General features: G+C 63.6%; 21 protein-coding genes. 14 read left to right on the forward strand and 7 right to left on the reverse strand.

The annotated features are described in order from the left end of the window. The first annotated feature begins 84 nt into the window (after nucleotides 1-84). The 4 genes from ribBA to ACSHSS_RS26305 all read left to right on the forward strand — a co-directional run bounded on the left by ribBA (nucleotide 85) and on the right by ACSHSS_RS26305 (nucleotide 3534). Nucleotides 85-1227 (forward strand): bifunctional 3,4-dihydroxy-2-butanone-4-phosphate synthase/GTP cyclohydrolase II, encoded by a 1143-nt coding sequence (gene ribBA / locus ACSHSS_RS26290; RefSeq protein ID WP_006410516.1) that lies wholly within the window; start codon nucleotides 85-87, stop codon nucleotides 1225-1227. Nucleotides 1228-1278: 51 nt separating this feature from the next. Continuing rightward, entirely contained in the window at nucleotides 1279-1797 is a 519-nt protein-coding gene (ribH, locus tag ACSHSS_RS26295) for a 6,7-dimethyl-8-ribityllumazine synthase (protein WP_006400826.1), read from the forward strand. Continuing rightward, on the forward strand, nucleotides 1794-2231 hold the full coding sequence (nusB, locus tag ACSHSS_RS26300; RefSeq protein ID WP_006400827.1) for a transcription antitermination factor NusB: 438 nt from the start codon (nucleotides 1794-1796) through the stop codon (nucleotides 2229-2231). The genes ribH and nusB overlap by 4 nt, the downstream gene beginning before the upstream one ends. Before the next feature lie 106 nt (nucleotides 2232-2337). Continuing rightward, a complete protein-coding gene (locus tag ACSHSS_RS26305; RefSeq protein WP_445545725.1) occupies nucleotides 2338-3534 on the forward strand; it encodes a pyridoxal phosphate-dependent aminotransferase in 1197 nt (398 codons plus the stop codon). Between the two features lie 94 nt (nucleotides 3535-3628). Here the strand turns inward: ACSHSS_RS26305 and ACSHSS_RS26310 are convergent, their stop codons facing one another. Then, complete coding sequence (locus ACSHSS_RS26310) at nucleotides 3629-4753, reverse strand: transglycosylase SLT domain-containing protein (protein ID WP_006410520.1); 1125 nt, start codon at nucleotides 4751-4753, stop codon at nucleotides 3629-3631. 598 nt (nucleotides 4754-5351) lie between these two features. On the opposite strand from ACSHSS_RS26310, the gene ACSHSS_RS26315 reads away from it, so the two are divergent. Together ACSHSS_RS26315 and ACSHSS_RS26320 are read left to right on the forward strand one after the other, a co-directional pair. Then, the gene (locus ACSHSS_RS26315) at nucleotides 5352-6908 is read left to right on the forward strand and encodes a UbiD family decarboxylase (RefSeq protein WP_035949600.1); all 1557 of its coding nucleotides are present in this window, start codon (nucleotides 5352-5354) and stop codon (nucleotides 6906-6908) included. A gap of 25 nt (nucleotides 6909-6933) precedes the next feature. Next, nucleotides 6934-7599: a LysE family translocator gene (locus ACSHSS_RS26320; protein WP_445545726.1), complete on the forward strand. Its 666-nt coding sequence runs from the start codon at nucleotides 6934-6936 to the stop codon at nucleotides 7597-7599. 175 nt (nucleotides 7600-7774) lie between these two features. Here ACSHSS_RS26320 and ACSHSS_RS26325 read toward each other — a convergent pair whose 3' ends face one another. Beyond that, nucleotides 7775-8059 carry a hypothetical protein gene (locus tag ACSHSS_RS26325; protein WP_039225088.1) on the reverse strand — a complete coding sequence of 95 codons (285 nt, stop codon included), beginning with the start codon at nucleotides 8057-8059 and terminating at the stop codon, nucleotides 7775-7777. Nucleotides 8060-8584: 525 nt separating this feature from the next. On the opposite strand from ACSHSS_RS26325, the gene ACSHSS_RS26330 reads away from it, so the two are divergent. Beyond that, nucleotides 8585-9514, forward strand: a complete 930-nt coding sequence (locus tag ACSHSS_RS26330; RefSeq protein WP_445545727.1) for a Rossmann-like and DUF2520 domain-containing protein — start codon at nucleotides 8585-8587, stop codon at nucleotides 9512-9514. Nucleotides 9515-9590: 76 nt separating this feature from the next. Continuing rightward, nucleotides 9591-10154, forward strand: a complete 564-nt coding sequence (locus ACSHSS_RS26335) for a YggT family protein (RefSeq protein WP_006400835.1) — start codon at nucleotides 9591-9593, stop codon at nucleotides 10152-10154. Nucleotides 10155-10163: 9 nt separating this feature from the next. On the opposite strand, the gene ACSHSS_RS26340 is transcribed toward ACSHSS_RS26335, so the two are convergent. From ACSHSS_RS26340 to ACSHSS_RS26350, 3 genes are all read right to left on the reverse strand, one after another. Next, nucleotides 10164-10520 (reverse strand): DUF190 domain-containing protein, encoded by a 357-nt coding sequence (locus tag ACSHSS_RS26340; protein ID WP_048805127.1) that lies wholly within the window; start codon nucleotides 10518-10520, stop codon nucleotides 10164-10166. A 23-nt stretch (nucleotides 10521-10543) separates the two neighbouring features. Continuing rightward, the gene (crcB, locus tag ACSHSS_RS26345; RefSeq protein ID WP_006409624.1) at nucleotides 10544-10930 is read right to left on the reverse strand and encodes a fluoride efflux transporter CrcB; all 387 of its coding nucleotides are present in this window, start codon (nucleotides 10928-10930) and stop codon (nucleotides 10544-10546) included. Between the two features lie 159 nt (nucleotides 10931-11089). Next, entirely contained in the window at nucleotides 11090-11962 is an 873-nt protein-coding gene (locus ACSHSS_RS26350; protein WP_445545728.1) for an SIR2 family NAD-dependent protein deacylase, read from the reverse strand. A 175-nt stretch (nucleotides 11963-12137) separates the two neighbouring features. Between ACSHSS_RS26350 and ACSHSS_RS26355 the strand changes: the two genes are divergently transcribed. Together ACSHSS_RS26355 and ACSHSS_RS26360 are read left to right on the forward strand one after the other, a co-directional pair. Continuing rightward, nucleotides 12138-12746, forward strand: a complete 609-nt coding sequence (locus ACSHSS_RS26355) for a chromate transporter (RefSeq protein ID WP_053297560.1) — start codon at nucleotides 12138-12140, stop codon at nucleotides 12744-12746. Continuing rightward, nucleotides 12743-13282 carry a chromate transporter gene (locus ACSHSS_RS26360; protein ID WP_217262470.1) on the forward strand — a complete coding sequence of 180 codons (540 nt, stop codon included), beginning with the start codon at nucleotides 12743-12745 and terminating at the stop codon, nucleotides 13280-13282. The genes ACSHSS_RS26355 and ACSHSS_RS26360 overlap by 4 nt, the downstream gene beginning before the upstream one ends. Nucleotides 13283-14062: 780 nt before the next feature. Here ACSHSS_RS26360 and ACSHSS_RS26365 read toward each other — a convergent pair. Further along, nucleotides 14063-15259: a reverse transcriptase domain-containing protein gene (locus tag ACSHSS_RS26365; protein ID WP_035946364.1), complete on the reverse strand. Its 1197-nt coding sequence runs from the start codon at nucleotides 15257-15259 to the stop codon at nucleotides 14063-14065. Between the two features lie 566 nt (nucleotides 15260-15825). Here ACSHSS_RS26365 and ACSHSS_RS26370 point away from each other — a divergent pair. Both ACSHSS_RS26370 and ACSHSS_RS26375 read left to right on the forward strand, forming a co-directional pair. Continuing rightward, nucleotides 15826-17163, forward strand: a complete 1338-nt coding sequence (locus ACSHSS_RS26370; RefSeq protein ID WP_141110011.1) for a hypothetical protein — start codon at nucleotides 15826-15828, stop codon at nucleotides 17161-17163. 1 nt (nucleotide 17164) lies between these two features. Next, nucleotides 17165-17737 (forward strand): hypothetical protein, encoded by a 573-nt coding sequence (locus ACSHSS_RS26375; RefSeq protein ID WP_140401768.1) that lies wholly within the window; start codon nucleotides 17165-17167, stop codon nucleotides 17735-17737. Nucleotides 17738-17821: 84 nt separating this feature from the next. On the opposite strand, the gene ACSHSS_RS26380 is transcribed toward ACSHSS_RS26375, so the two are convergent. Further along, nucleotides 17822-18130, reverse strand: coding sequence for a hypothetical protein (locus tag ACSHSS_RS26380; protein WP_006409620.1), 309 nt, complete (start codon nucleotides 18128-18130; stop codon nucleotides 17822-17824). A 1043-nt stretch (nucleotides 18131-19173) separates the two neighbouring features. Here ACSHSS_RS26380 and ACSHSS_RS26385 point away from each other — a divergent pair. Together ACSHSS_RS26385 and ACSHSS_RS26390 are read left to right on the forward strand one after the other, a co-directional pair. After that, nucleotides 19174-19533, forward strand: coding sequence for a hypothetical protein (locus tag ACSHSS_RS26385; RefSeq protein WP_045594016.1), 360 nt, complete (start codon nucleotides 19174-19176; stop codon nucleotides 19531-19533). A gap of 132 nt (nucleotides 19534-19665) precedes the next feature. After that, a complete protein-coding gene (locus tag ACSHSS_RS26390) occupies nucleotides 19666-21936 on the forward strand; it encodes a phage/plasmid primase, P4 family (protein ID WP_006409623.1) in 2271 nt (756 codons plus the stop codon). Nucleotides 21937-22107: the final 171 nt, after the last annotated feature.

Raw genomic sequence — 22107 nt, forward strand, 5'->3', positions numbered from 1 at the left:
GGCTACGTCTGCGATGACCGCCGAGCCGAATAAATCAGCGTTTCCCTAGCGTAAAATACGCACTTTCCTCTTTCTCGCCCCCTTATGACGCTCGCCTCCACGCCCGACATCATCGCCGAGCTGAAAGCCGGCCGGATGGTGATCCTCGTCGACGAAGAAGACCGCGAAAACGAAGGCGACCTCGTGATTGCCGCCGAATTCGTCACGCCGGAAGCGATCAACTTCATGGCCAAGTACGGCCGCGGCCTCATTTGTCTGACGTTGACGCAGGAACGCTGCAAGCAGCTGCAACTGCCGCTGATGACGTACCGCAACGGCACGCAGTACGGCACCGCGTTCACGGTCAGCATCGAAGCCGCCGAAGGCGTGACGACCGGGATCTCGGCAGCCGACCGCGCGCATACGATCGCGACCGCGGTCGCGCACGACGCGCGTCCCGAGCAGATCGTGCAGCCGGGCCACGTGTTCCCGATCATGGCGCAGCCGGGCGGCGTGCTCGTGCGCGCCGGGCACACCGAGGCGGGCTGCGACCTCACCGCGCTCGCGGGCCTCACGCCGGCCGCGGTGATCTGCGAGGTCATCAAGGACGACGGGACGATGGCGCGCCTGCCCGATCTGATCGAGTTCGCGCAGCAGCACGGTTTGAAGATCGGCACGATTGCCGACCTGATCCATTACCGCAGCCGCACCGAATCGATCATCGAGCGCGTCGCCGAGCGCACGATGCAGACCGCGCACGGCGCGTTCCGCGCGGTGCTCTACCGCGACCAGCCGACCGGCTCGCCGCACATCGCACTCGTGCGCGGCCAGCCGTCGCCGGACGCCGACACGCCGGTGCGCGTGCACGAGCCGCTGTCGGTGCTCGATCTGCTCGAAACGGGCGTGTCGACCCACTCGTGGACGCTCGACGCCGCGATGCGCGAGATCGCGCAGCGCGACCTCGGCGTCGTCGTGCTGCTCAACTGCGGCGATACGAAGGAACATCTCGTCGACGTCTTCAAGGCGTTCGACGAGGAAGAAAAGGCGGCCGCGCTGAAGCGCCGGCCGGTCGATTTCAAGACGTTCGGCATCGGCGCGCAGATTCTGCGCGATGTCGGCGTCGGCAAGATGCAGGTGCTGTCGAATCCGCGCAAGCTGGGCAGCATGTCCGGCTACGGTCTCGAAGTGACGGGTTTCGTTCCGATGCCCGGCGGCGAGGCCAAGCCCTGCCCGGCGCCGCACGCGTGACCCGCCACGGCGCTTTCGCCCTATAACCGTTCATCCAACCACGGACAGATCATGGAAATCGGACAATACCAACCGAATCTCGAAGGCGACGGCCTGCGTATCGGCATCGTGCAATCGCGCTTCAACGAGCCCGTGTGCAACGGCCTCGCGGACGCATGCGTCGAAGAACTGGAGCGCCTCGGCGTCGCCGGCGAAGACGTGCTGCTCGTGTCGGTTCCCGGCGCGCTGGAAATCCCGCTCGCGCTGCAGAAGCTCGCGGAAAGCGGCCAGTTCGACGCACTGATCGCGCTCGGCGCGGTCATCCGCGGCGAGACGTATCACTTCGAACTCGTGTCGAACGAAAGCGGCGCCGGCATCACGCGCATCGCGCTCGACTTCAACGTGCCGATCGCGAACGCGGTGCTGACGACCGAAAACGACGAGCAGGCCGTCGCGCGCATGACCGAAAAGGGTCGTGACGCGGCGCGCGTCGCCGTCGAGATGGCCAACCTGACGATGGCGCTCGACCAGCTCGGCGACGACGACGAGGACGAAGAAGAGGACGAAGACGACGAAGAGGAGCGCGCATGAAGAAGAGCGCCCGCCGACAATCGCGCGAGCTGGCGACGCAGGGCCTGTATCAATGGCTGCTGTCGAACGCGTCCTCCGGCGAGATCGACGCGCAACTGCGCGGCGCGCTCGGGTACGACAAAGCTGACAAGGCGCTGCTCGACGCGATCCTGCACGGTGTGATCCGCGAGCACGCCACGCTCGTCGACGCGCTGACGCCGTCGCTGGACCGCCCGATCGACCAGCTGTCGCCGGTCGAACGCGCGGTGCTGCTGATCGCGACGTTCGAGCTCACGCACCACATCGAAACGCCGTACCGCGTGGTCATCAACGAAGCTGTCGAACTCGCGAAGACGTTCGGCGGCTCGGACGGCTACAAGTACGTGAACGGCGTGCTCGACAAGCTGGCCGCGAAGCTGCGGCCGGCCGAAACGCAAGCGCGCCGCAACGGCTGATTCCGTTGTTCCGGACGGGCGCGCAAGCGCCCGTTTTTTTCGCCCCTTTCCGACGTTTCCGACGTTTCCGACGTTTTCCGTTTTACGCGCGTAACCGCCCCGACCGATGAACACCACCGCCGATTCGCTCGTCAAGCTCGCCGCCCGCGTCGACGCGATCCAGCCCTTCTACGTGATGGAACTGATGAAGGAGGCACAGCAGCTCGAGTCTGCCGGGCGCGACGTTATCCACATGGGCATAGGCGAGCCCGATTTCACCGCGCCGGAGCCAGTCGTCGAAGCGGCGGCGGCCGCGCTGCGCCGCGGCGTCACGCAATATACGAGCGCGCTCGGCATCGCGCCGCTGCGCGAGGCGATCGCCGCGCACTATGCGCACGCCTACGGCCTGACGATCGCGCCGGAGCGGATCGTCGTGACGGCCGGCGCGTCGGCGGCGCTGCTGCTCGCGTGCCTCGCGCTCGTCGGCCGCGACGACGAGGTGCTGATGCCCGACCCCTCGTATCCGTGCAACCGGCACTTCGTCGCGGCCGCCGAAGGCCGGCCGGTGCTCGTGCCGAGCGGCCCGGAAGCGCGTTTCCAGCTGACCGCCGACGACGTGCGCACGCGCTGGAACGCACGCACGCGCGGCGTGCTGCTCGCGTCGCCGTCGAATCCGACCGGCACGTCGCTCGAGCCGGACGAGCTCAAGCGGATCGTCGAAGCGGTTCGCGCGCGCGGCGGCTTCGCGATCGTCGACGAGATCTATCAGGGGCTCAGCTACGATGCGCCGCCGGTCTCCGCGCTGTCGTTCGGCGACGACATCGTCACCGTGAACAGCTTCTCGAAGTACTTCAGCATGACCGGCTGGCGGCTCGGCTGGCTCGTCGTGCCGCCGGCGCTCGTCGGCACGTTCGAGAAGCTGTCGCAGAACCTGTTCATCTGCCCGTCCGCGCTCGCGCAGCACGCGGCGCTCGCGTGCTTCGAGCCGGCATCGCTCGACATCTACGAGGCGCGCCGCCTCGAATTCAAGCGTCGCCGCGATTTCATCGCGCCGGCGCTCGAGCGGCTCGGCTTCAGCGTGCCCGTGATGCCGGACGGCGCGTTCTATGTCTACGCGCACTGCGGCGGCGTCGCTCATCCGGCGGCCGGCGACAGCGCGGCGCTCACGCACGCGATGCTGCACGACGCGGGCGTCGTGCTGGTGCCGGGGATGGACTTCGGCGTTCATGCGCCGCACGACTATATCCGGCTGTCCTATGCGACTGCCTATTCGCGTCTCGAGGAAGCGGTCGACCGGCTCGCCACGCTGTTCGGACAGCGCTGAGTCGCCGCGGCGCGATCGCGCCGCTGCGCCCCTCCAAACGAAAAAAGACACCCGAGGGTGTCTTTTTCCATTTCGGCGCGGAGTAAATCCGACGTTACGCGCCGAGATCCGAGTGATCGTCGCGCGCCTGCTTCGACGTATCGACGCTCGCGTCGGCCTGCTGCGGCGCCTTCGGCGGCGCGGTCTTCGCGGCGAGCGGCTGTGCGCCGTCGAGCGTCACGTGCACGCGCTTCGCGCCGCCGGCCGCCGCGGTCGTGACCGCTGCGGTGACGATCGGCTTGGCGGGCGCCTGCGGCGCATTGATCGGCACGCTGCGGCCGCGGGCGACATCGCGCAGACGACCGCGCTCGGCCATCACCTTCTGACCGTAGCCGTTGTCGTCCGGATTCGTCGAGCCGTTGTACAGGCGCAGCCCGTTCGCCAGCGAGCCGCCGCGCGCGATGCAGTCCTTCAGCACCAGCGCGCCGACCTGCAGATTCGCGATCGGCTGCAGCGCCGTGTCGGTGCCGCCGAAATATTCGAACTTGTCGGAATGCACCTTCGACATGACCTGCATCAGGCCCTGCGCGCCGACGCCGCTTTCCGCATACGGATTGAAGCCCGATTCGATCGCCATCACGGCGAGCAGCAGCAGCGGATCGAGGCCGACGTCGCGGCCGGTTTCGAACGCGGCCTTCACGAGCCGGCCGAGCGGTTCCTGCGCGACGTGATAGCGGCGCGACAGATACGTCGCGACGAGCGCCTGTTCGCGGTTCGAGGCCAGCGCACGATCGTCGCGCGCATCGGCCGGCACGCGCTGTGTCGGGATCAGCTTCGCGAGCGCCACCGGCGACGGGCCGCTGCGGGCCACGTCCGATGCGTCGTTCTGCGCGGCGGCCGTGGCTTCCGCCGCGACATCGAGATCGGCGGCGAGCGCATCGGTCTCCGGACCGTCGTCTTGCGGTTGCGGCTGTGCGCCGGCCGGCGCGAAATTCGGCAGCGGATGGCCGGACAGCAGACGCGCCGGACCGGCCTCGACGGCCGCCGACACGATCGGCATCAGCTTTGCGGCCAGCGTGCCGCGCACGGTCGGCAGCAGCCAGAGCGCAAGCGCGATGGCGACGGCGAAACAGCCGACGACGCTGAACAGATGGTGGCTGACACGCGTCCCGCGACGCAGCATGTCGCGCACGAATTGCGCATGCCGCTCGTTAGGACGCCACGATAACCAAGCGTTCATTCAGATCATCTCCCATGAACATGACTCGTGCGGCTCGCCCGGCTCGCTGGCGAGACAGAAAACGCGCCGCTGAATCACGACGCCGCACGTCTTGGTTGGGACGTACAGGCATCGGGGAAACGGTATAAGTACCGTTTGAGGCCACGGTGTAGAACTGGGCCGGCGCCTTCGCACAGTGGGCGAGGCGGGCATACGCGGTGGCACCCACGCAAAAAACCAGCGTCAGGAGGCGCTGGTCGAGACTACGACTCAAGACCGTCGAACACGCCGTGCAGGTTTCGGCGGACGGTGACGCGCTGCGTCAAGGATCGGTGATTGGCGGCTCGAAGCCTTTACCCTGCAACCAATGTGAGCGGATTCTAGCAGGGTTTTATAGATCGTCAACACTACAAAACCTTCAAATTATAACAAAAAGTAATTTACCGTGACCCTTCAGAACGGAATCGCCCTGCCGTAGGGGGTTTGCGCGCGATCGACTTTTTTCGAGACCGGACGCGCGGACGGCGGGCCGGGTAAAATCGGCGCTCGATTCGGGGCCGCAGCCGGACGCTGCGCCCGCCCACCGTCGCCCGCGCTGCGAGCGGCCCGGACCTTGTTCATGAAATACAAAGACTTACGCGATTTCATCCAGCGCCTCGAGGCGCTCGGCGAACTGCGGCGCGTCACGCAGCCCGTGTCGCCCGTGCTCGAAATGACCGAACTGTGCGATCGCGTGCTGCGGGCCGGCGGCCCGGCCTTGCTGTTCGAGGCGCCGCCCGGCTATGCGTTCCCGGTGCTCGGCAACCTGTTCGGCACGCCGCGGCGCGTCGCGCTCGGCATGGGCGTCGACGCGGGCGACGACGCCGCGCTCGATTCGCTGCGCGATCTCGGCCGGCTGCTGTCCGCGCTGAAGGAACCCGATCCGCCCAGGAGCCTGAAGGACGCCGGCAAGCTGCTGTCGCTCGCGAAGGCCGTCTGGGACATGGCGCCGAAGACGGTTTCGTCGCCGCCGTGCCAGGAAATCGTGTGGGAAGGCGCCGACGTCGATCTGCACAAGCTGCCGATCCAGACCTGCTGGCCCGGCGACGCGGGGCCGCTCGTCACGTGGGGGCTGACCGTCACGCGCGGGCCGAACAAGCCGCGCCAGAACCTCGGCATCTACCGGCAGCAGCTGATCGGCCGCAACAAGCTGATCATGCGCTGGCTCGCCCATCGCGGCGGCGCGCTCGATTTCCGCGAATTCGCGCTGAAGAACCCGGGCAAGCCGTATCCGGTCGCGGTCGTGCTCGGCGCCGATCCGGCGACGACGCTCGGCGCCGTGACACCCGTGCCCGATTCGTTGTCCGAATACCAGTTCGCCGGGCTGCTGCGCGGCAGCCGCACCGAGCTCGCGAAATGCCTGACGCCGGGCGTCGATACGCTGCAGGTACCCGCGCGCGCGGAGATCGTGCTCGAAGGCTTCATTTATCCGCAGGACGGCACGCCGGCCCCGGCGCCGGCCGGCGCACCGCCGCGCCCGGCCGGCCAGGCGGCCGCCGCGTACGAGCATGCGCTCGAGGGCCCGTACGGCGATCACACCGGCTATTACAACGAGCAGGAGTGGTTTCCCGTGTTCACGGTCGAGCGGATCACGATGCGTCGCGACGCGATCTACCACTCCACGTACACCGGCAAACCGCCCGACGAGCCCGCGATCCTCGGCGTCGCGCTGAACGAGGTGTTCGTGCCGCTGCTGCAGAAGCAGTTCGCGGAGATCACCGACTTCTATCTGCCGCCCGAGGGCTGCAGCTATCGGATGGCGATCGTCCAGATGAAGAAGAGCTACGCGGGTCACGCGAAACGCGTGATGTTCGGCGTCTGGAGCTTCCTGCGGCAGTTCATGTATACGAAATTCATCGTCGTCGTCGACGAGGACGTAAACATCCGCGACTGGAAGGAAGTGATCTGGGCGATCACGACGCGCGTCGATCCGGTGCGCGACACCGTGATGGTCGACAACACGCCGATCGATTATCTCGACTTCGCGTCGCCGGTCGCCGGTCTCGGCTCCAAGATGGGGCTCGACGCGACCAACAAGTGGCCCGGCGAGACGAACCGCGAATGGGGCCGCCCGATCGAGATGGACGCCGCAGTGAAGGCGCGCGTCGATCGGCTGTGGCAGGACATCGGGCTTTGAGCGTAGCCGCCGCACTGGAACGACGATGAATTTCGCCCCCGCTTCGATGCTGTCCGACGGATTTTTCCTGTCGCTGTCGCTGTGTCTCGATATCGGCCTCGTCAACGTCGCGATGCTGTCGCTGACGCTCTCGCACGGCTTCCGGCCGGGCTTCTGGCTCGGCGTCGGCTCGTGCGTCGGCGATCTCGTCTATGCGGCGCTCGCGCTCGCCGGAATGGCCGTGCTGCTGCAGTTCGAGCCGGTGCGCTGGGTCGTCTGGATCGGCGGCGGCGCGGTGCTGCTGTTTCTCACCTGGAAGATGGCGCGCGAAGCGCTGTCGCCGGCCGCAGCGCCCGACCGCGATGCCGACGTCACGCCGCCCCGGGCCAGCGCGCGGCGCAGCTTCGTGCGCGGAATGCTGCTCGCGATGTCGTCGCCGAGCGCGATCCTCTGGTTCGCGGCGGTCGGCGGCGCGCTGATCGCAAAGGCCGGCGCGACCAGCGCGGCGACCGCGTCGGTCTTTCTGTCCGGCTTCTTCCTCGGCGGGCTCGCCTGGACGCTCTTCATGTGCACGCTCGCGAGCCACGGCCGCAAACGTGCCGGCGCGCGGCTGATGCGCGCGTGCCACGTCGCGTCCGCGCTGCTGTTCGCCTACTTTTCTTATAGCGTGATCGTGGGCGGCTATCGCGATCTGATCGCGCACGCGGTCTGAAGGCGGGAGGACGCGCAGCAGCGTCGCGCGATCAGCCCGTACGCGGTCGACCGTTTCGCCTCACCCGCATCCGCGCCGCGCTGCCAATCCGCGCGCCCAATGAAAAACGGCGCATCGCCCCTTGCCGGAGCGGTGCGCCGTTTTGCATCGCGCGGCCTTGCCGCGCGCGCATCGGTCAGCGACGCCAGTAGCCGTGATGGCCCCAGCCGCGGTGCCAGTACGGGCGACCGTAGTAGCCGCCGACGACCACGGCGGGCGGTGCGTAGTAGGCGGGCGCCGGCGCATAGACGACCGGCGGCGGCGGCGGCGCGTAGTACACGGGCGGCGGCGGTGCGTACACCGGGTAAGCGGGAGCGACCGGGACACCGATGCCGACCCCGATCGACACGTGGGCCTGTGCGGCGCCGGCGGCACCGAGGCCAAGCGCGGCGGCGGCAATGAACGGAATGAGCTTTTTCACTTCGATTCTCCTGCTGGAGCGGTAATTTATGCGCTCCGGTCGGCAACGGCGGACGTGCGCGTCGCATGCAAGCAATGTAGCGAAAACCCGCGCCGCGCGTATCGTCCATTTGTTGCAAATTGCAATTCGATGCGCCGCGCACGGCCGCGCCGCGCGGCGCCCGGCCGCTGTCGCACGCCTTGCGCACCGCGCAATTCCGCCCGGCAGGTCGACCCGCGCAGCGACGATCGGTCAGTCTTACCGCGTCGCGAACGGCGTCATCGCGCGCATTCGTAATGAACGATTACAAATTTGAGACGAAATGCCGACGATTCAAGAGGCGCGTGGCGCAATCGATTTGGGGTCGATTCTCCGCGCGCGCTCGCGTATCAGCGGTTCGCGAAAGTTCAGCGCGTCTCCATCGGCGGAATCAGCGGATCGCCACAGCGCATGCGCGCTGTCTCGACCGCGCCTTCCGCACGCCGCGGTCGCCGCCCCATTCCTGCGATACTGGCGGCTGTCCCGTTTTGACGTACCGCTTTCGCCATGCCCCTTCCCGACACGCCCCGCCTCGGCTTCATCGGCGCCGGCCGCCTCGCGCGCTGCGTCGCACAGCGCTTCGCGGACGCCGGCTTTCCGGTCGTCGCGATCGCGAGCCGCACGTCCGAATCGGCCCGCACGCTGGCCGCGCGGATCGACGGATGCCGCGCGGTCGATACGCCGCAAGATGTCGTCGACGCCGCCGACCTGATCTTCCTGACGGTGCCCGACGACCATCTCGCGTCGACCGCCGCCGCGCTGCGCTTCGACGCGTCGCGCGCCGCGCAGCAGGCGATCGTCCATTGCAGCGGCGCGTCGGTCGTCGAGGTACTCGATCCGGCCAAACGCCAGCATGTGGCGACGGGCGGCTTCCATCCGCTGTACCTGTTCGGCGGCACCGACGCCGATCTCGCGCGCATCGACGGCTGCTCGGTCACGATCGAAGCCGACGGCGCGCTGCACGCGACGCTGCTGCGTCTCGTCGCGGCGCTCGGCTGTCATCCGCTGTCGATTCCGGCCGGCGGCCGCATGCTGTACCACGCGGCCGCGCACTACGCGGCGAGCTTCGCGCTCTGCGGGCTCGCGGAAGCCGTCGAGCTCTGGCGCGGCCTCGGCTTCGACGAGCAAGCCGCGCTGCGCGCGCTGCTGCCGATGCTGGCCGGCACGATCGAGACCGCGCGCGACAAGGGGCTCGCGAACGCGCTTGCCGGGCCGGTATCGCGCGGCGACACGGGAATCGTCGAACGTCAGCTCGCGCTGCTCGATGCGCGCGGCGGGGACCACGCGACGCTGTATGCGCTGATGACGCGCCGCGCGATCGCGCTGGCCGCCAAGCGCGCCGCGCCGCCCGCGTCGCTGCCCGCGCTGACCGAGATCGTCGAGACCGCGCTCGCGCGCGCGGCAGAGCGCCCCTCCCCGCCGCAACACCAGGCGTGATAAGGTGTCGGCCGATGCGCCGCCATCCGGCGTTGGCGGCCGCACGCTACTCGACTGTATAAAAAGGATGCCAACGATGTTCGGCGAGATCGCCCGTTTTCTACTCAATACGCTGTTTACGCTGTTCGGCGCCGCGCTGATCCTGCGCGTGTGGATGCAGGCGGTTCGCGTGCCGCCGTACAACCCCGTCACGCAGGCGGTGCTGCAGGCGACCAACTGGCTCGTGCTGCCGCTGCGCCGCGCGATTCCCGGCGTACGCGGCATCGACTGGGCCAGCGTTGTGGCCGCACTGCTCACCGCGCTCGTCTACGTCGTGCTGATGGTCGCGATGGCCGGCTTCGATCCGGCCGCCGTGATTCCGACCGTCGTCGCCGTCGCGCTGCTGACCGTCGTCAAGTGGGCGCTGAACCTCGTGATCTGGATGACGATCCTGATGGCGCTGCTGTCGTGGCTGAACCCGCGCTCGCCCGCGATGCCGATCCTCTACCAGCTCACCGCGCCGTTCCTGAACCCGCTGCGCCGCGTGATCCCGAACCTCGGCGGTATCGACCTGTCGCCGATCCTGTTGTTCGTGATCGTCCAGGTGCTGATGATGATCGTCACGCGCGCGGCCGTGTCGCTGACGATGTTCGGTATCTGAGCGCGCACGCTACGCGCCCGCGTCCGCGCCCGGCGCCGGCGGCGTAGCGAGCGTGTCGATCACGCCGAAGCGCGCCGGAATCATCGCGTAGCACACGCGCAGCTTCTCGCGCGAGAGCCGTTCGAGCAGCCGCTGCGCCTCCTCCTCGGTGACGATGAACTCCACCTCGATCGCGAGCGAGCCCTGCAGTTCGAAGAAGCGATCCTCGTGCAGCACGCGATGCCGACCGAAACCGGCCATCGCGCGAAACGCGGAGCCGCCCGCGACGCCCATCCGGTTCGCCTCCTCGAGCAGCCATTCCCATAGCGGCTTCCAGTGCAGCCGATGCTGCTCGTGCACGTAAAAGCGCAAGAACACCCTGTCCATCGCCCCCTCCGTCGCCGGCGCGCTCACGTCGCCGCAAGCCAGGCACGCGCGGTCCACATCCCGAGCGCGGTCAGCGTGAACGATCCAGTCAAGTGTAGGGCAGCCACCGCAAACGCCCATCCCGATTCGCCCTGCAGCGCGTGCGTCATCACTTCGGCCGAAAACGTCGAGAACGTCGTCAGGCCGCCGAGGAAACCCGTGATCACGAACAGCCGCCATTCCGGCGGCAGGCCGACACGCGCCGTGAACACGACGGCCGCAACGCCGATCGCGTAGCCGCCGATCAGGTTCGCAGCCAGCGTGCCGAGCGGCACCGCGGGAAACAGCGCATTGAGCGCGAGGCTCAGGAACCAGCGCAGCAACGCGCCGAGCCCGGCGCCGACGAAGATCGCGACGATCGAATAAAACACGGACGCTCCCGTTCGATGAAGCGGCCGGCAGGCCGCCGCCCCGCGATGGCGAGGCATGCCGGCACGGATCCGCGCGGCGCGCGCATCCGCGGCATTGCCAGCAATGTAGGCGGATTCGCCGCGTGCCGGCAACCGGCGATCGGCGATCGGCGATCGTGCCTATGCGTGCTGCCAGGCCGCGTCGAGCGCGTTCAGCGTCGCGAGCGCGCCGCCTTTCAGGCCGATCACGTCCGCACGCCGCGCATGCGCTTCGCGTGCATTGATGCGGATCACGTCGGCGCCGAGTTGCTCGCTCATCATGCGCACCGTCGGAATCGCGGTGCCCGCGCCGATCTCGACGACGGCGACGCGCCCGGCCTGCGCGATCCATTGCTGCAGCGCACGCTCCTGCTCGGCGTAGCGCGCACCGAGCCAGCCCGCGTCGCCGAACATCAGGATGTTCGGCCGCGCGAGGCCGCCGCAATGCGGGCAGCGCGGCGGCTCGCCGACGAGCCGGCATGCGGCTTCGTCGACGGCCGGGATGAAAGGCGCGGCGTCCCATGTGTCGTCCGAGCACGGCCGCAGACACTGCAGCGCATGGATCGACCCGTGAATCTCGACGATGCGCGCCGGATCGAAACCGGCTTTCTGAAACTGTCCGTCGACGTTGCTCGTCAGCACGAAACCGCCGTTCGGCATCGCGTCGAGCCAGCGGCGCAGGATCGCGAAGCCCGCGTGCGGGACCGTCGACCGGTACAGCGCGAGGCGATGGCCATAGAAGCCCCAAGCGAGTTGCGGCCGCGCGCGGAACGCCTGCGGCGACGCGATTTCGTGGAATTCGAAGCGCTCGTGGCGCAGCGCCGGATACGCGCGCCAGAAGCCGTCGGTGCCACGAAAGTCGGGCAGCCCCGAGTCGACGCCGATGCCGGCGCCGGCCGTCACGAGCAATGCGTCGGCGCGCGACAGCGCCGCCACGGCGGCTGCGACGAGATCGGCAGACAGCGGCGCGGCGCCGGAGGCATCGGCGGAATCGGTCGAATCGGAAGTGGACATGATGATGAATGAAGCGGTGGACGAACGACGGACGTTGCGCGAGCGGCGTCGCGATCATACGCCGGTTCGGACGTCGCGACGCACGATGACGCAAATGCCGATCCGCTGTCAGCATCGCGACAGGCGCCGCTTGCTAACATGTCCGCCCCGCCAGTCGCCCGATACCGTCGAACCGATGCCGCCGCCGTCCCCCTCCTCTTGCGCCGTTCCCGACCATCGCGCACCGCGTCCCGGCGTCGCCGCGCTGTTCATCGCGTTCGCGCAGATCGGCCTGACGAGTTTCGGCGGCGGCTTGAGCGGCCGCATCATGCGCGACTTCGTGCACGAACGGCGCTGGCTCGACGAAGAAGCATTCCTCAACGGTCTTGCGCTGTCGCAGGCGCTGCCGGGCGTGAACGTGAAGAACCTCGCGATCTGGATCGGCTACCGGCTCGCCGGATGGCGCGGCGCACTGGCCGGCTTCATCGGCATCGTCGTGCCGCCCGCCGTGCTGATCGTACTGTTCGGCGTCGCGTTCTCGGCGCTCACGCGCTTTCCGCTTACGCACGTCGCGCTCGCCGGCGCGGCGGCCGCGGCGATCGGGCTGTCGGTCTCGATGGCGATCGCCGCGGTACGCCGCCTGCCGCGCGGCGTGCTGCCGTTCGCAGTGACGGCGGCCACCTTCGTGTCGGTCGCCGTGCTGCACTGGCCGCTCGTGTGGACCGTGCTGATCGGCGGTGCGCTCAGCGTCGCATTCGAATACCGCCGCGCAGGCGCGCGCGCGGAAGGAAGCCGCAACCGATGACGGCCGCGTCGCGCTACGCCGCGCTGTTCGGTGTGTTCGCGCCGCTGTCGATCGCGACGATCGGCGGCGGTCAGGCGATCATCGCCGACATTCAGCGGCAGGTGGTCGACGTGCATCACTGGATGACGGCCGCGCAATTCGTCAACGACTTCGCGATCGCGCGGATGGCGCCCGGCCCCGGCTCGCTGCTCGCGACGCTGATCGGCTGGCAGGTCGCCGGGTTCTGGGGTGCCGTGATCGCGACGCTCGCGCTGTTCGGCCCGACCGCGTTTCTGATCTACGGCGTCGCGCGGCTGTGGCGGCGGCATCAGGGCGCGCGCTGGCAGATCGCACTCGAAGCCGGGCTGCGGCCGGTGGCGGCGGGAATGATTGCCGCTTCGGTGTGGGTGCTGCTGCAGGCGCTCGACGGCGGCTGGCCGGCACGCGCAATTGCGGTCGCGTCGACGCTGTGCGTGATGTATACGCGTGTGCATGCGCTGGTGTTGATCGCGGCGGGGGCGGCGGTGCTGGTCGGGTTGCGGTTGGTCGGCGTGTGACGACGACGGCAATGACGAGCGCATCGTTTCAGTTTCGCAGCAATCGATCGCTTTCGAACACGCGATACGGCGACGGCTTCAGGTTCAGATGCTCGGGATCCGGTAGCCCGTTTCCGAAGAAATCGAGCTCGACGTAACCGGGATGCCCCGGAAACATCGCCGCACAATACGGCTTCGACCGCTCGCGATTCGGCCGGTGAATCGCGGTCGATGAAGTCGGCCTCCAACGCGCTCCCTGAGCCATGGCGGCGCGACGCGATGCTCGACTTGAAACCGTTGCATCCGCAATCGCAGAACGCGGTGATTTCGGCGTGCGCGAATCGAGCGGCGGAGCGCGTCGCGATTCGGGAACGGGCAACGCGCGAGGATAAACGCGATCCAGTGCGCTATGCGATTCGAATCATTTGCAATCGGCCACCTTCACGGTTGCCGCGCGCTGGACGTTCGGATGTCGGGCGGTGCGTGCGCCCCCGTCCGCGCTTGCCTTGCGGCGGCGTTTCCCTGTAGAATCGTCAATTCCGCGGGCGTCGTATAATGGCCATTACCTCAGCTTCCCAAGCCCCGGCGCGTTAATAAGAACCACTAATCGTGCGCGTTCTCACGTCGGGCTTTTTGCCGGCCCCACGCAGCTCCACTGTTCATGCTGGGTTCACGGCGATGCCAGTTTTCACGCCAGCGCCAATAGCAAGAAGCTGACGATATAGCGATCGTATATTGCATCAACTCACCGGCGACATCGAATCAGAAACACGGGCCGCCACCGATCGTCGGATCGCAAATTCAGCTCAGCCCCAAAAAATTGCGAGCCACCGGCGGCAACTTGGCTAGTTCGATTCCGAGCCCCTCGCTGTAGATCCTGCGGAGCACCCGCTGCTCCAACTTATCCAACTCGCGCCCCAGATCTTCAACGTTGTGGCACATGTCGTAAGCTGCCAGATATCCGTTTCGCCTCAGCATAAGCGTGTGGCCCAGCTTTGGTAGCGCTATCCCTCGTGTCACGAGTTCTTGTACCGAGCCAAGCTTAAGCAAGTCATCGCGAATCGCTACGATTTGCTCTTGCGTCAGTTCAAGTCGGTAGCTTGACTGGTGGCGAACCAAGCTCACGCCAAGAAATTCGGCAGCCTGATCGGGTTCGTATATCACTGACTTCGAACCGGGCTCAACCGGTGGTACAGTCAATCCGATCGGGGCAAGATGATGCGCGCAGAATTCAGCCACGCCCTCACACTCACCGCGAGATGAGGCAAAGAAAATCAAGTCGTCTGCATACCTGACCGCACGAAGACCCTGCTGCGCAATCGCGCGGTCAAACCCAGCCAGCATGATGTTGGAAAAGAATGGGGATAGCGGCATTCCCTGTCGCACGCCTCGCCCGGCTTTAATGCCGAGTCGATTAATCCTCTTCGCAACGCTCCCCTTCGTCGCGGAAATCTCGCAACCAATTGCCTGCACCAGCAGCGGATGGAGGGAGCGCTCTCGGATGACAGCCTTCAGCGCTCGCTCAAGATGCAACCGACCAATGGAATCAAAAAAAGACGCGATATCTGTCTTGTAGACCCATCCATACTTCGCTCGAATCTCACAAGCGTCGTGAACAGCCTTCTTCACCCCACGATTCGTCACGAAGCCATAGCTGATCTTGTTAGCAAGTCGATCTGCGTAGCGATCCGAAAGGAAATTCAAAAGCGCTCGCTGCACAATGCGATCTTGGACCGTCGGAACGCAGATCAACCGATCCTTTCCTGAAGACTTCGGAATGAGGTGTGGTCGAAGATCGGAAAACTGGAACGCCTTGCGGTGCAAATCGCGAGCCAATCGATTGAGACGAGCCTTTTCGTCAGCACGAAAGTCGTTGATGGAGATGTCATCGACGCCCGTAGTATTGTGGGATCGAGGTGAAGATTTCTTAAATAGAATGCCCCACGCCGCGCGTAGGGCATCAAGTGACAGGGCAGTATGGTACGCGTTTCTAGCCATATCTCAGGTGCTTCGCTGGCGTTGAACATCCTCCCTAGACCAGCGGCTGAAAGCCCCTTCGGCATCCTCGTTGCGGACCGCATCTTTCGATTCGGACCCGCCGCTGATTCCGCCGGTCACGCACACGCGATCGCTCGCATGGGCGCAGGTTGCCGATTGGTAACGTGCAGCGCAACCCGCAGAGATGCCCGTGGGCGCAGCACTTCGACCGAAGCGGCCGCCTCGATGCAAATGCTTCTCATTCCCACCTCCATTACGCTGGTTTTGATTCCGGTGATGCAAGCGATGGCGGCCAGGGCCGCGCCGACCAGCTTCCGGCCGGCGCAACGAGGGCGGTGTTTTGAAGACATGCGCCGCGACGTTGCCGGCGCGCCCGCCTCCCTGCCTCGGGGATGCCCCACACGTTTGTTAATCGCCTTCCCAACAGCTCTAGGGACAGAAAGCGACCCGGTCGCCCCTTCGGCATCCTCGTTGCGGACCGCATCTTGCGATTCGGACCCGCCCCTGATTCCGCCGGTCACGCACACGCGATCGCTCGCATGGGCGCCAGACGGCCGATTGGTAACGTGCAGCGCAACCCGCAGAGATGCCCGTGGGCGCTACCGAACGAAGCTATTGTGCCGGATAGGGTCATCAGCAACAACAACTGGACGGCTTCCTCGTCTATCTCCGTCACGCGATCGCGTGAGGCAACATACGAATTCCAAGTGAATTTGCCCAATTCTCGGTACGCCATCGATTGCCTGCTATACTGTACAAACATACAGCACTTTGTGATGGTTGACGCGCTATCATTCCGTCACCACAAAAAGAACGTGCATGAGGGACCAATGGCCGGGGAACGAAAGCAGGTAACGATTCACTATCGGAAGCTCGACAGGAACGGCGGATTTCCTGCGGGCACGCTGGAACAACACGTTCGCGCAGCAATGGAGGCGAATGTTGACGGCCATCGAGTCCGGGATCGCTTTAGAACCCGTGTCAGGGCTCTGGGCGAAGACAACTACTTTGTGAATACATTCTACGACCGAGCTGCGGATGAAACGCCCCTCGTTTTTGGGGACGTGATTCATTTTACGAAGGGGCATCTACAAGCTCTCTTCACCGTTGCTCAAACTGATGTCGCGGTTGCGCCCGTCCAGCAGATGCCAGCTCCGTCGCTGACAGAGTACGTGCATTCCGAGATGTTTTGGATGATCAAAGGCGATCATGTCTTCGTCATCCAGAGCATGTCGTTGAGAACGGAGGAACTGGAATCTTACTTAGCGTGGCTCCTCAGCGAACTGACCGCGACACTTCCACAACCTGCCCCTCAAATCGTGCTCGCTGCGCGATTCGACGAGCAATTGGTGGGCGGAGATTTGAACGACATTCAAGAGATTGTTGTCGGCGGTGTAGCCGCGCCAGCACACCGCGCAGAGGAATCCGATACACCACCAGCACCGCAGGAACGGGAAATCACCCAGCACGGGGAAGTTGGCACCGCACGCACCACTGGGTGGGCACAAGCCTGGGATATTCTCAAAACGTTGCTGGGAGGCGATGCCAACGTCGATAAGGTCATGCAATCCGTGCCACCGGATGCGGACTTGCGCGTCGAAGTGCATATCGGCTACAAGACGCGCAAGCGTTCTGTCAGCCGAGCTGGCCTGCGCCAACTTGAAACTGGGCTTCGCAATCTTCCGGACAGCCAGTTACAAGTGAAGGCGCGTGGCATGAGTAAATCATCAGACGGTAGTGTACGGCTGCACCACAACGCATCCGTGCAGTTGATCAAAGCTGGCGTGGGAGATAACGTGAAGGTCGGTTCGCTGCTTGACCCTACAGATGTCTTGCGAGCTATGTACGAGGCGTACAACGTCATGTACAACAACGGCAAGATATCGGACGACCCGGGCACCTGACATGAAATGGGCGGCGGGATTATTGTTGCCCCTGATTGCTGCCGCTATAGGTTGGCAGTGGGTGCCGCTCGGCCTTTGGATCGATATGAACCAGGGGCTACTTGCGTTTCTCGGGCTGATCGCCGCTGCCCTAATTCAAGTGATCCCGGTTACTGCCAATTTCTTGCAATCCGACGATCTAACCCCCAATGAGGCCGAGCGTCTTTCCAAAGGATTGCGCAATCAGCAGCACTATTGGCTTGGGCTTCTAGCAAGCGCAATTGTCGCATTTGCGCTGGTTGTGATAGCGAGCGTTTTGAAGGATCGAACCACAATCTCATTACAATCTGGGCGAACGATTAATTTCGCACCAGCTGTCAGCCTACTTCTATCCGCGTCGATAACGTTCGTCGTCGTGAAATTTGCTGGTCTGTTCGGTGGAGTTTTGAGCCTGCATAAGCTACGGGAGGAACTGGTATTAAATGCAGCAAAACGACGTGCTGCAGAGCGAATTGAAGCTGCCCAGAAGTCCATATCATTTCCGAGCAAGATCACTCCGGACGACTACGGCACCATCATTCCCCCCCCACATTAGCGGCAATCTATCCGAGGCCAGCCACTCGGCTCATAAGAGGCTCCCGTAGGAGCCATCTCGGCAGAATCAGCACAGCGCCGACAGTTACTTCTTGCCCATCGGCTCGTGCTTGTCCTTGATCATCTGGTAGTAGGTGCTCGCGCCGGCTTTCGTCAGCTTCACCTCGGCGATGAACTTCTCGATGATGTCCTTCCGGGTCACGTCCTTGACGGTCCGCATCCGTTTGTAGATTTCCGTCGCCAACTCCATCTTCGTCGGCGTAGCCGGTGCCGCCTTCACTGCGGGATCATTTCCCGTCGAACTGGTTGCGGGAATCACCGGCTTTTGGTCAGCAGCAACCGGCTTCCCCGCTTTCTCGTCCTTGCTCGTTGCACCTTGCTTCTGGTCGACCATGACAGCACTCCGTTCGTTGAAAGTGCGTCCAGGGTCCGGCAGACTGCCCTTCAGGGCAACGTCGAGCGCGCCTGTGATCGACACGACGGCGACCATCGCGAAATCCGTCGAGCAACAGCGACAGTTTTCACGTCACCCTCACCCGCATCTCCTCTATCCCCTTGATCTACCGGGAATTTCCGAGCTAGATCATCAGCTTTCTAGGATTCTGCCGTAGGGCCATCCCGGCCAATCCGCGTGCTCGCCATCGCCGACCGCCCCCCCCCTGTTGTGGGGATGAGATTTCTTTCACATCCAACAGAAGGGAACCGCTCTTTAAACGATTAAACAATTTTCTTGTTTTTAGAAAGTTTTTATATAGAAGAAGAGATAGAGAAAATTTTCTGAAAATTGATGAAATCGTTGAATCGTTTGGTGATGTTGTTGCTCGCGCGCCGAGCAAAGGGCCGAGGGCATGGCCGCACGCCCACGAAAGCTGCATAAGTTGAAGAGATAGATTTGTGTGCTCGCCGCCTGTTCCGAGCATGACCTGCGCAAGCCCCGTCGAAATTCTTGCGATGACTCCGGCCGATCCAGGAATGCCCGAGTCGGAAAAATACGGGTTTATACTAGATTGACGCAAAAAAGCGACAACAATCCAGCCTTTTATAGGTGTTTACCCGAGTTTGCCGCGACGAAAAACGCACACCCGAGTCCTGAGGGGTGCCTTGACCGAAAACGTGCATCTCCGACGCGCCAAACGAGCCGAGAAGGCCTGTTACAAATATTGCGCCCCCTCTTCCCCAACCTCGTCGATTTGTAACTACCTTCTAGCCCGCGCATTCGATTTTCTGGATTTCGCAGACTCATACTTCACCCAGATGCGTTTGGCAGTTGTTCGTCTTGTGTAACGCCCTCCGCCTCCGTAAAGTCAGGTCCATCGAATTCCTGCACAGTCACTCGGCAACGAAGCAACGTGCGACGAGGCACACCCTCGCCTTCCGATTTCGATCCGGCAACGTTCAGCGTGAACGGCTTGGCAACCATCTTTAAAAGGAAATTTCATGAACAACGACCACAACACCACTTATGTTAGTGATCCTATGGAAATCGTAAGCCTGTTTATGCAAGAGGGCCTCCTGAAATGGATTGGCCCCGAGGATTGGGTATGCGATCTGCCTCCCGAGTACCCCGTTCGGCCGATCAACTCACACGACGCGCCGCAGCCCCTCTCCAGCCTTAAGATCGGGGACTATATTCACTGCCCCAGGTACCCGATTACGCATAGCCCAACTCCCATCATCGGGATGAACGGGAAACCGTATGGCTTCGTCTGCAACGAATGCAACGCCGTTTGCACGACAACCGACCTTGGCATGCCTTACGACTTGCCTGTCGATAAGGAAGCAATGACGCATGCCTAACTCCTGAGACCGCCTAACAACGACATATCTGACCTGCCTGCTCCCGGGCAAATAACTCTCAACCAACGTTGACTCGTGGCCGGAAGATGGTACTCGCACCATTTCCCGGCCATCTTTTTTGCATTCCTAACTATGAATATAGACCACGTCAAAAAATACTCTGACCTCGCAGCCGAAGGTCTCGCCCCGCTTCCTATCCGCCTGAACGATAAGGTTCCCGCCACGCAGCACGGATTCAAGGACGCGAACATGGACCCCGACAAGCATCGCGCATGGGCGAATGAATGCGCCGACTACAACGTTGCGTACGCGACCGGACCGGCGTCCGGATATGTGCTCGTTGTCGATGTCGATGTGAAGAACGGGGATGCCACCGGCCTCAAGTCGATCAGTCGGCTGGAGAAAGAACATGGCCCACTTCCGCCAACTCGCAAAGTGTTTACGCCATCGGGTGGGTATCACCTCATCTACAGGTATCCAGAGAACCTGAAGGTCCCGAGCAGGATCAACTTCCTGCCTCGCGTCGATGTGAAAGCGGAAGGCGGTTACTGTCTCGCTCCCCCGTCGATCATCAACGACGAGCCCTATTTTTACGACGAACCCGTACTGCCGATCTCTCGTGCCCCTGCGTGGTTGCTTGAACTGCTCTGCTCGACGCAAGGCACGAAACCGCGCAAGCGGAAATCCGCCAAATCGAAATCCGCTACCATCGGGAATCGCAACGAATCTGTCGCGTTCGAGGGGTTCTCTTTGCTCAATGCAGGTTTGAACCCCGACCTGCTGGAGGAGGAACTGCTGGAGTACAACGCCACAAATTGCGACCCGCCACTGTCTGAATCGGAGGTATCCCAGATTGCCGCGAACGTGGCTAGCTCGCACCAGAAGAACAACGATAGCGTCTCTCGTGCAACCGATCTCGGCAATGCGAAACGGATGTCAGAACTGTACAGCGACACACTCCGGTACGTTTCGGAGATGAAGCGCTGGCTCGAAAAATCCCCGTCCGGTGCCTGGCGTTTCATCGATGAACTTCGCGTGCTGCTGCTCGCCCGCGAAATCATTCCGATGATCCACGACGAGATTCGCCGCCTTAATCCAGGCAATCGCCGTGAACTGATGGATCACGCGAAGTACAGCGAAAGCAATAAGGCGCTCAAGGATGCCGTCGAACTGTTCAGGTCCGAACCCGGCATCGCCGTCTCGGCCAGCAACCTCGATGAAGGGGAATGGATGTTCCCCGCGAAGAACGGCCTCGTTGATTTGCGGACCGGCAAGTTCATGCCGATGGACCCCGCGCTGCACATCACGCAGACTGCGGGGGTGAACTTCGATCCGGATGCAACCTGCCCGCGGTGGGAAGCCTTCCTGCTGGAAATCATGAACGGGAACGTCGAGCTTGTGGAGTACCTGCGCCGCGCCATCGGGTATACGCTGACCTGTCAAACCTCGGAACATGCCCTGTTCTTTGCCTTCGGCAGCGGGGCAAACGGGAAGTCGACCTTTCTCAATTTGCTGCGGGCTCTCTTCGGAGATCTCGGAGCACAGGCGAACGGCGACATGTTGCTCGACAAGAACGGCGGGCAAGCTATGTCCTCGAATGCCTCAAGCAGTGAAGTCGCACGCCTCGTCGGGAAACGTCTCGTCGCTATGAGCGAGGTCGAAGAGGGACGCCATTTCAGCGAGAAAACGGTGAAGTGGTATACGGGCGGCGAAGACATTGTCGCTCGCATGCTCTACCAGAATGCGTTCTCGTTCACGCCTCGCTTCAAGCTCTGGCTCGCCGGAAACTACAAGCCAACGATCAAGGGCAACGATCACGGCATCTGGCGTCGCATGAAGCTGATCCCGTTCACGGTTACGATTCCGCCCGAGAAACGTGACCCCGACCTTGAACGCAAGCTGCGTGATGAACTCCCGGGTATCCTGAACTGGGCGCTTGTTGGCTGCCAGCAGTGGCGCGATAACGGCTACAAGCTTAAGGAGCCGGCGATCATCACGAATGAGGTGTCCGAATACCGTGGCGAAATGGACGTTGTCGAAAGCTGGCTGTCGGAATTCACCCGCGACGATCCCGATGGCGAGATCCACTTCGGTGACGCCTATAAGTTCTTCAAGGCGTGGAGCGAGGCAGAATACAATTTCTCCTACTCCCGCAAACGGCTCGGAATGATTTTGCAGGATAAGGGGTACAAGCCCGTTGCTAGGCCTCATCGCGTCTATCAGGGTTTGACGCTGCTCGTTGACCTCCAGTTCAACGAGAACACGGGAGCCTACGTCGGCCATGAGTTCTACGACTACGAACTTGAGCTGCGGAAGCGCGACTGGCAAAGCAAGCTGCTCGCGGGCATGACCGGCGAAGATGTAGGCCCCGATGACAACGAGGGTGAACCCCTCGCCGCATAACCCGTCGTAAGTGATTTCTCCCGAACGGATCGTGCTCGCGCACGCTCCGTTTTTTGCATCTGGCATGGGCGAAAGCTGTTGTCATACCCCATATCAGCCCGGATGGTGTTGCTCATCAATTGACGTTGCCCGCGAATTTCGGATCCCTTAGCTGAGTGAGATTATGCCACC

This window comes from Burkholderia sp. BC1 (assembly GCF_052683555.1).

What these genes read in the sequence shown, in the direction of transcription:
- ACSHSS_RS26315 (WP_035949600.1), top strand. Translation starts at nt 5,352, where the DNA reads ATGAAATACAAAGACTTACGCGATTTCATCCAGCGCCTCGAGGCGCTC.
- ACSHSS_RS26310 (WP_006410520.1), bottom strand. Translation starts at nt 4,753, where the DNA reads ATGAACGCTTGGTTATCGTGGCGTCCTAACGAGCGGCATGCGCAATTC.
- ACSHSS_RS26365 (WP_035946364.1), bottom strand. Translation starts at nt 15,259, where the DNA reads ATGGCTAGAAACGCGTACCATACTGCCCTGTCACTTGATGCCCTACGC.
- ACSHSS_RS26380 (WP_006409620.1), bottom strand. Translation starts at nt 18,130, where the DNA reads ATGGTCGACCAGAAGCAAGGTGCAACGAGCAAGGACGAGAAAGCGGGG.
- ACSHSS_RS26320 (WP_445545726.1), top strand. Translation starts at nt 6,934, where the DNA reads ATGAATTTCGCCCCCGCTTCGATGCTGTCCGACGGATTTTTCCTGTCG.
- ACSHSS_RS26390 (WP_006409623.1), top strand. Translation starts at nt 19,666, where the DNA reads ATGAATATAGACCACGTCAAAAAATACTCTGACCTCGCAGCCGAAGGT.
- ACSHSS_RS26335 (WP_006400835.1), top strand. Translation starts at nt 9,591, where the DNA reads ATGTTCGGCGAGATCGCCCGTTTTCTACTCAATACGCTGTTTACGCTG.
- ribBA (WP_006410516.1), top strand. Translation starts at nt 85, where the DNA reads ATGACGCTCGCCTCCACGCCCGACATCATCGCCGAGCTGAAAGCCGGC.
- ACSHSS_RS26340 (WP_048805127.1), bottom strand. Translation starts at nt 10,520, where the DNA reads ATGGACAGGGTGTTCTTGCGCTTTTACGTGCACGAGCAGCATCGGCTG.
- ribH (WP_006400826.1), top strand. Translation starts at nt 1,279, where the DNA reads ATGGAAATCGGACAATACCAACCGAATCTCGAAGGCGACGGCCTGCGT.
- nusB (WP_006400827.1), top strand. Translation starts at nt 1,794, where the DNA reads ATGAAGAAGAGCGCCCGCCGACAATCGCGCGAGCTGGCGACGCAGGGC.
- ACSHSS_RS26350 (WP_445545728.1), bottom strand. Translation starts at nt 11,962, where the DNA reads ATGTCCACTTCCGATTCGACCGATTCCGCCGATGCCTCCGGCGCCGCG.
- ACSHSS_RS26305 (WP_445545725.1), top strand. Translation starts at nt 2,338, where the DNA reads ATGAACACCACCGCCGATTCGCTCGTCAAGCTCGCCGCCCGCGTCGAC.
- ACSHSS_RS26360 (WP_217262470.1), top strand. Translation starts at nt 12,743, where the DNA reads ATGACGGCCGCGTCGCGCTACGCCGCGCTGTTCGGTGTGTTCGCGCCG.
- ACSHSS_RS26385 (WP_045594016.1), top strand. Translation starts at nt 19,174, where the DNA reads ATGAACAACGACCACAACACCACTTATGTTAGTGATCCTATGGAAATC.
- ACSHSS_RS26355 (WP_053297560.1), top strand. Translation starts at nt 12,138, where the DNA reads ATGCCGCCGCCGTCCCCCTCCTCTTGCGCCGTTCCCGACCATCGCGCA.
- ACSHSS_RS26330 (WP_445545727.1), top strand. Translation starts at nt 8,585, where the DNA reads ATGCCCCTTCCCGACACGCCCCGCCTCGGCTTCATCGGCGCCGGCCGC.
- ACSHSS_RS26375 (WP_140401768.1), top strand. Translation starts at nt 17,165, where the DNA reads ATGAAATGGGCGGCGGGATTATTGTTGCCCCTGATTGCTGCCGCTATA.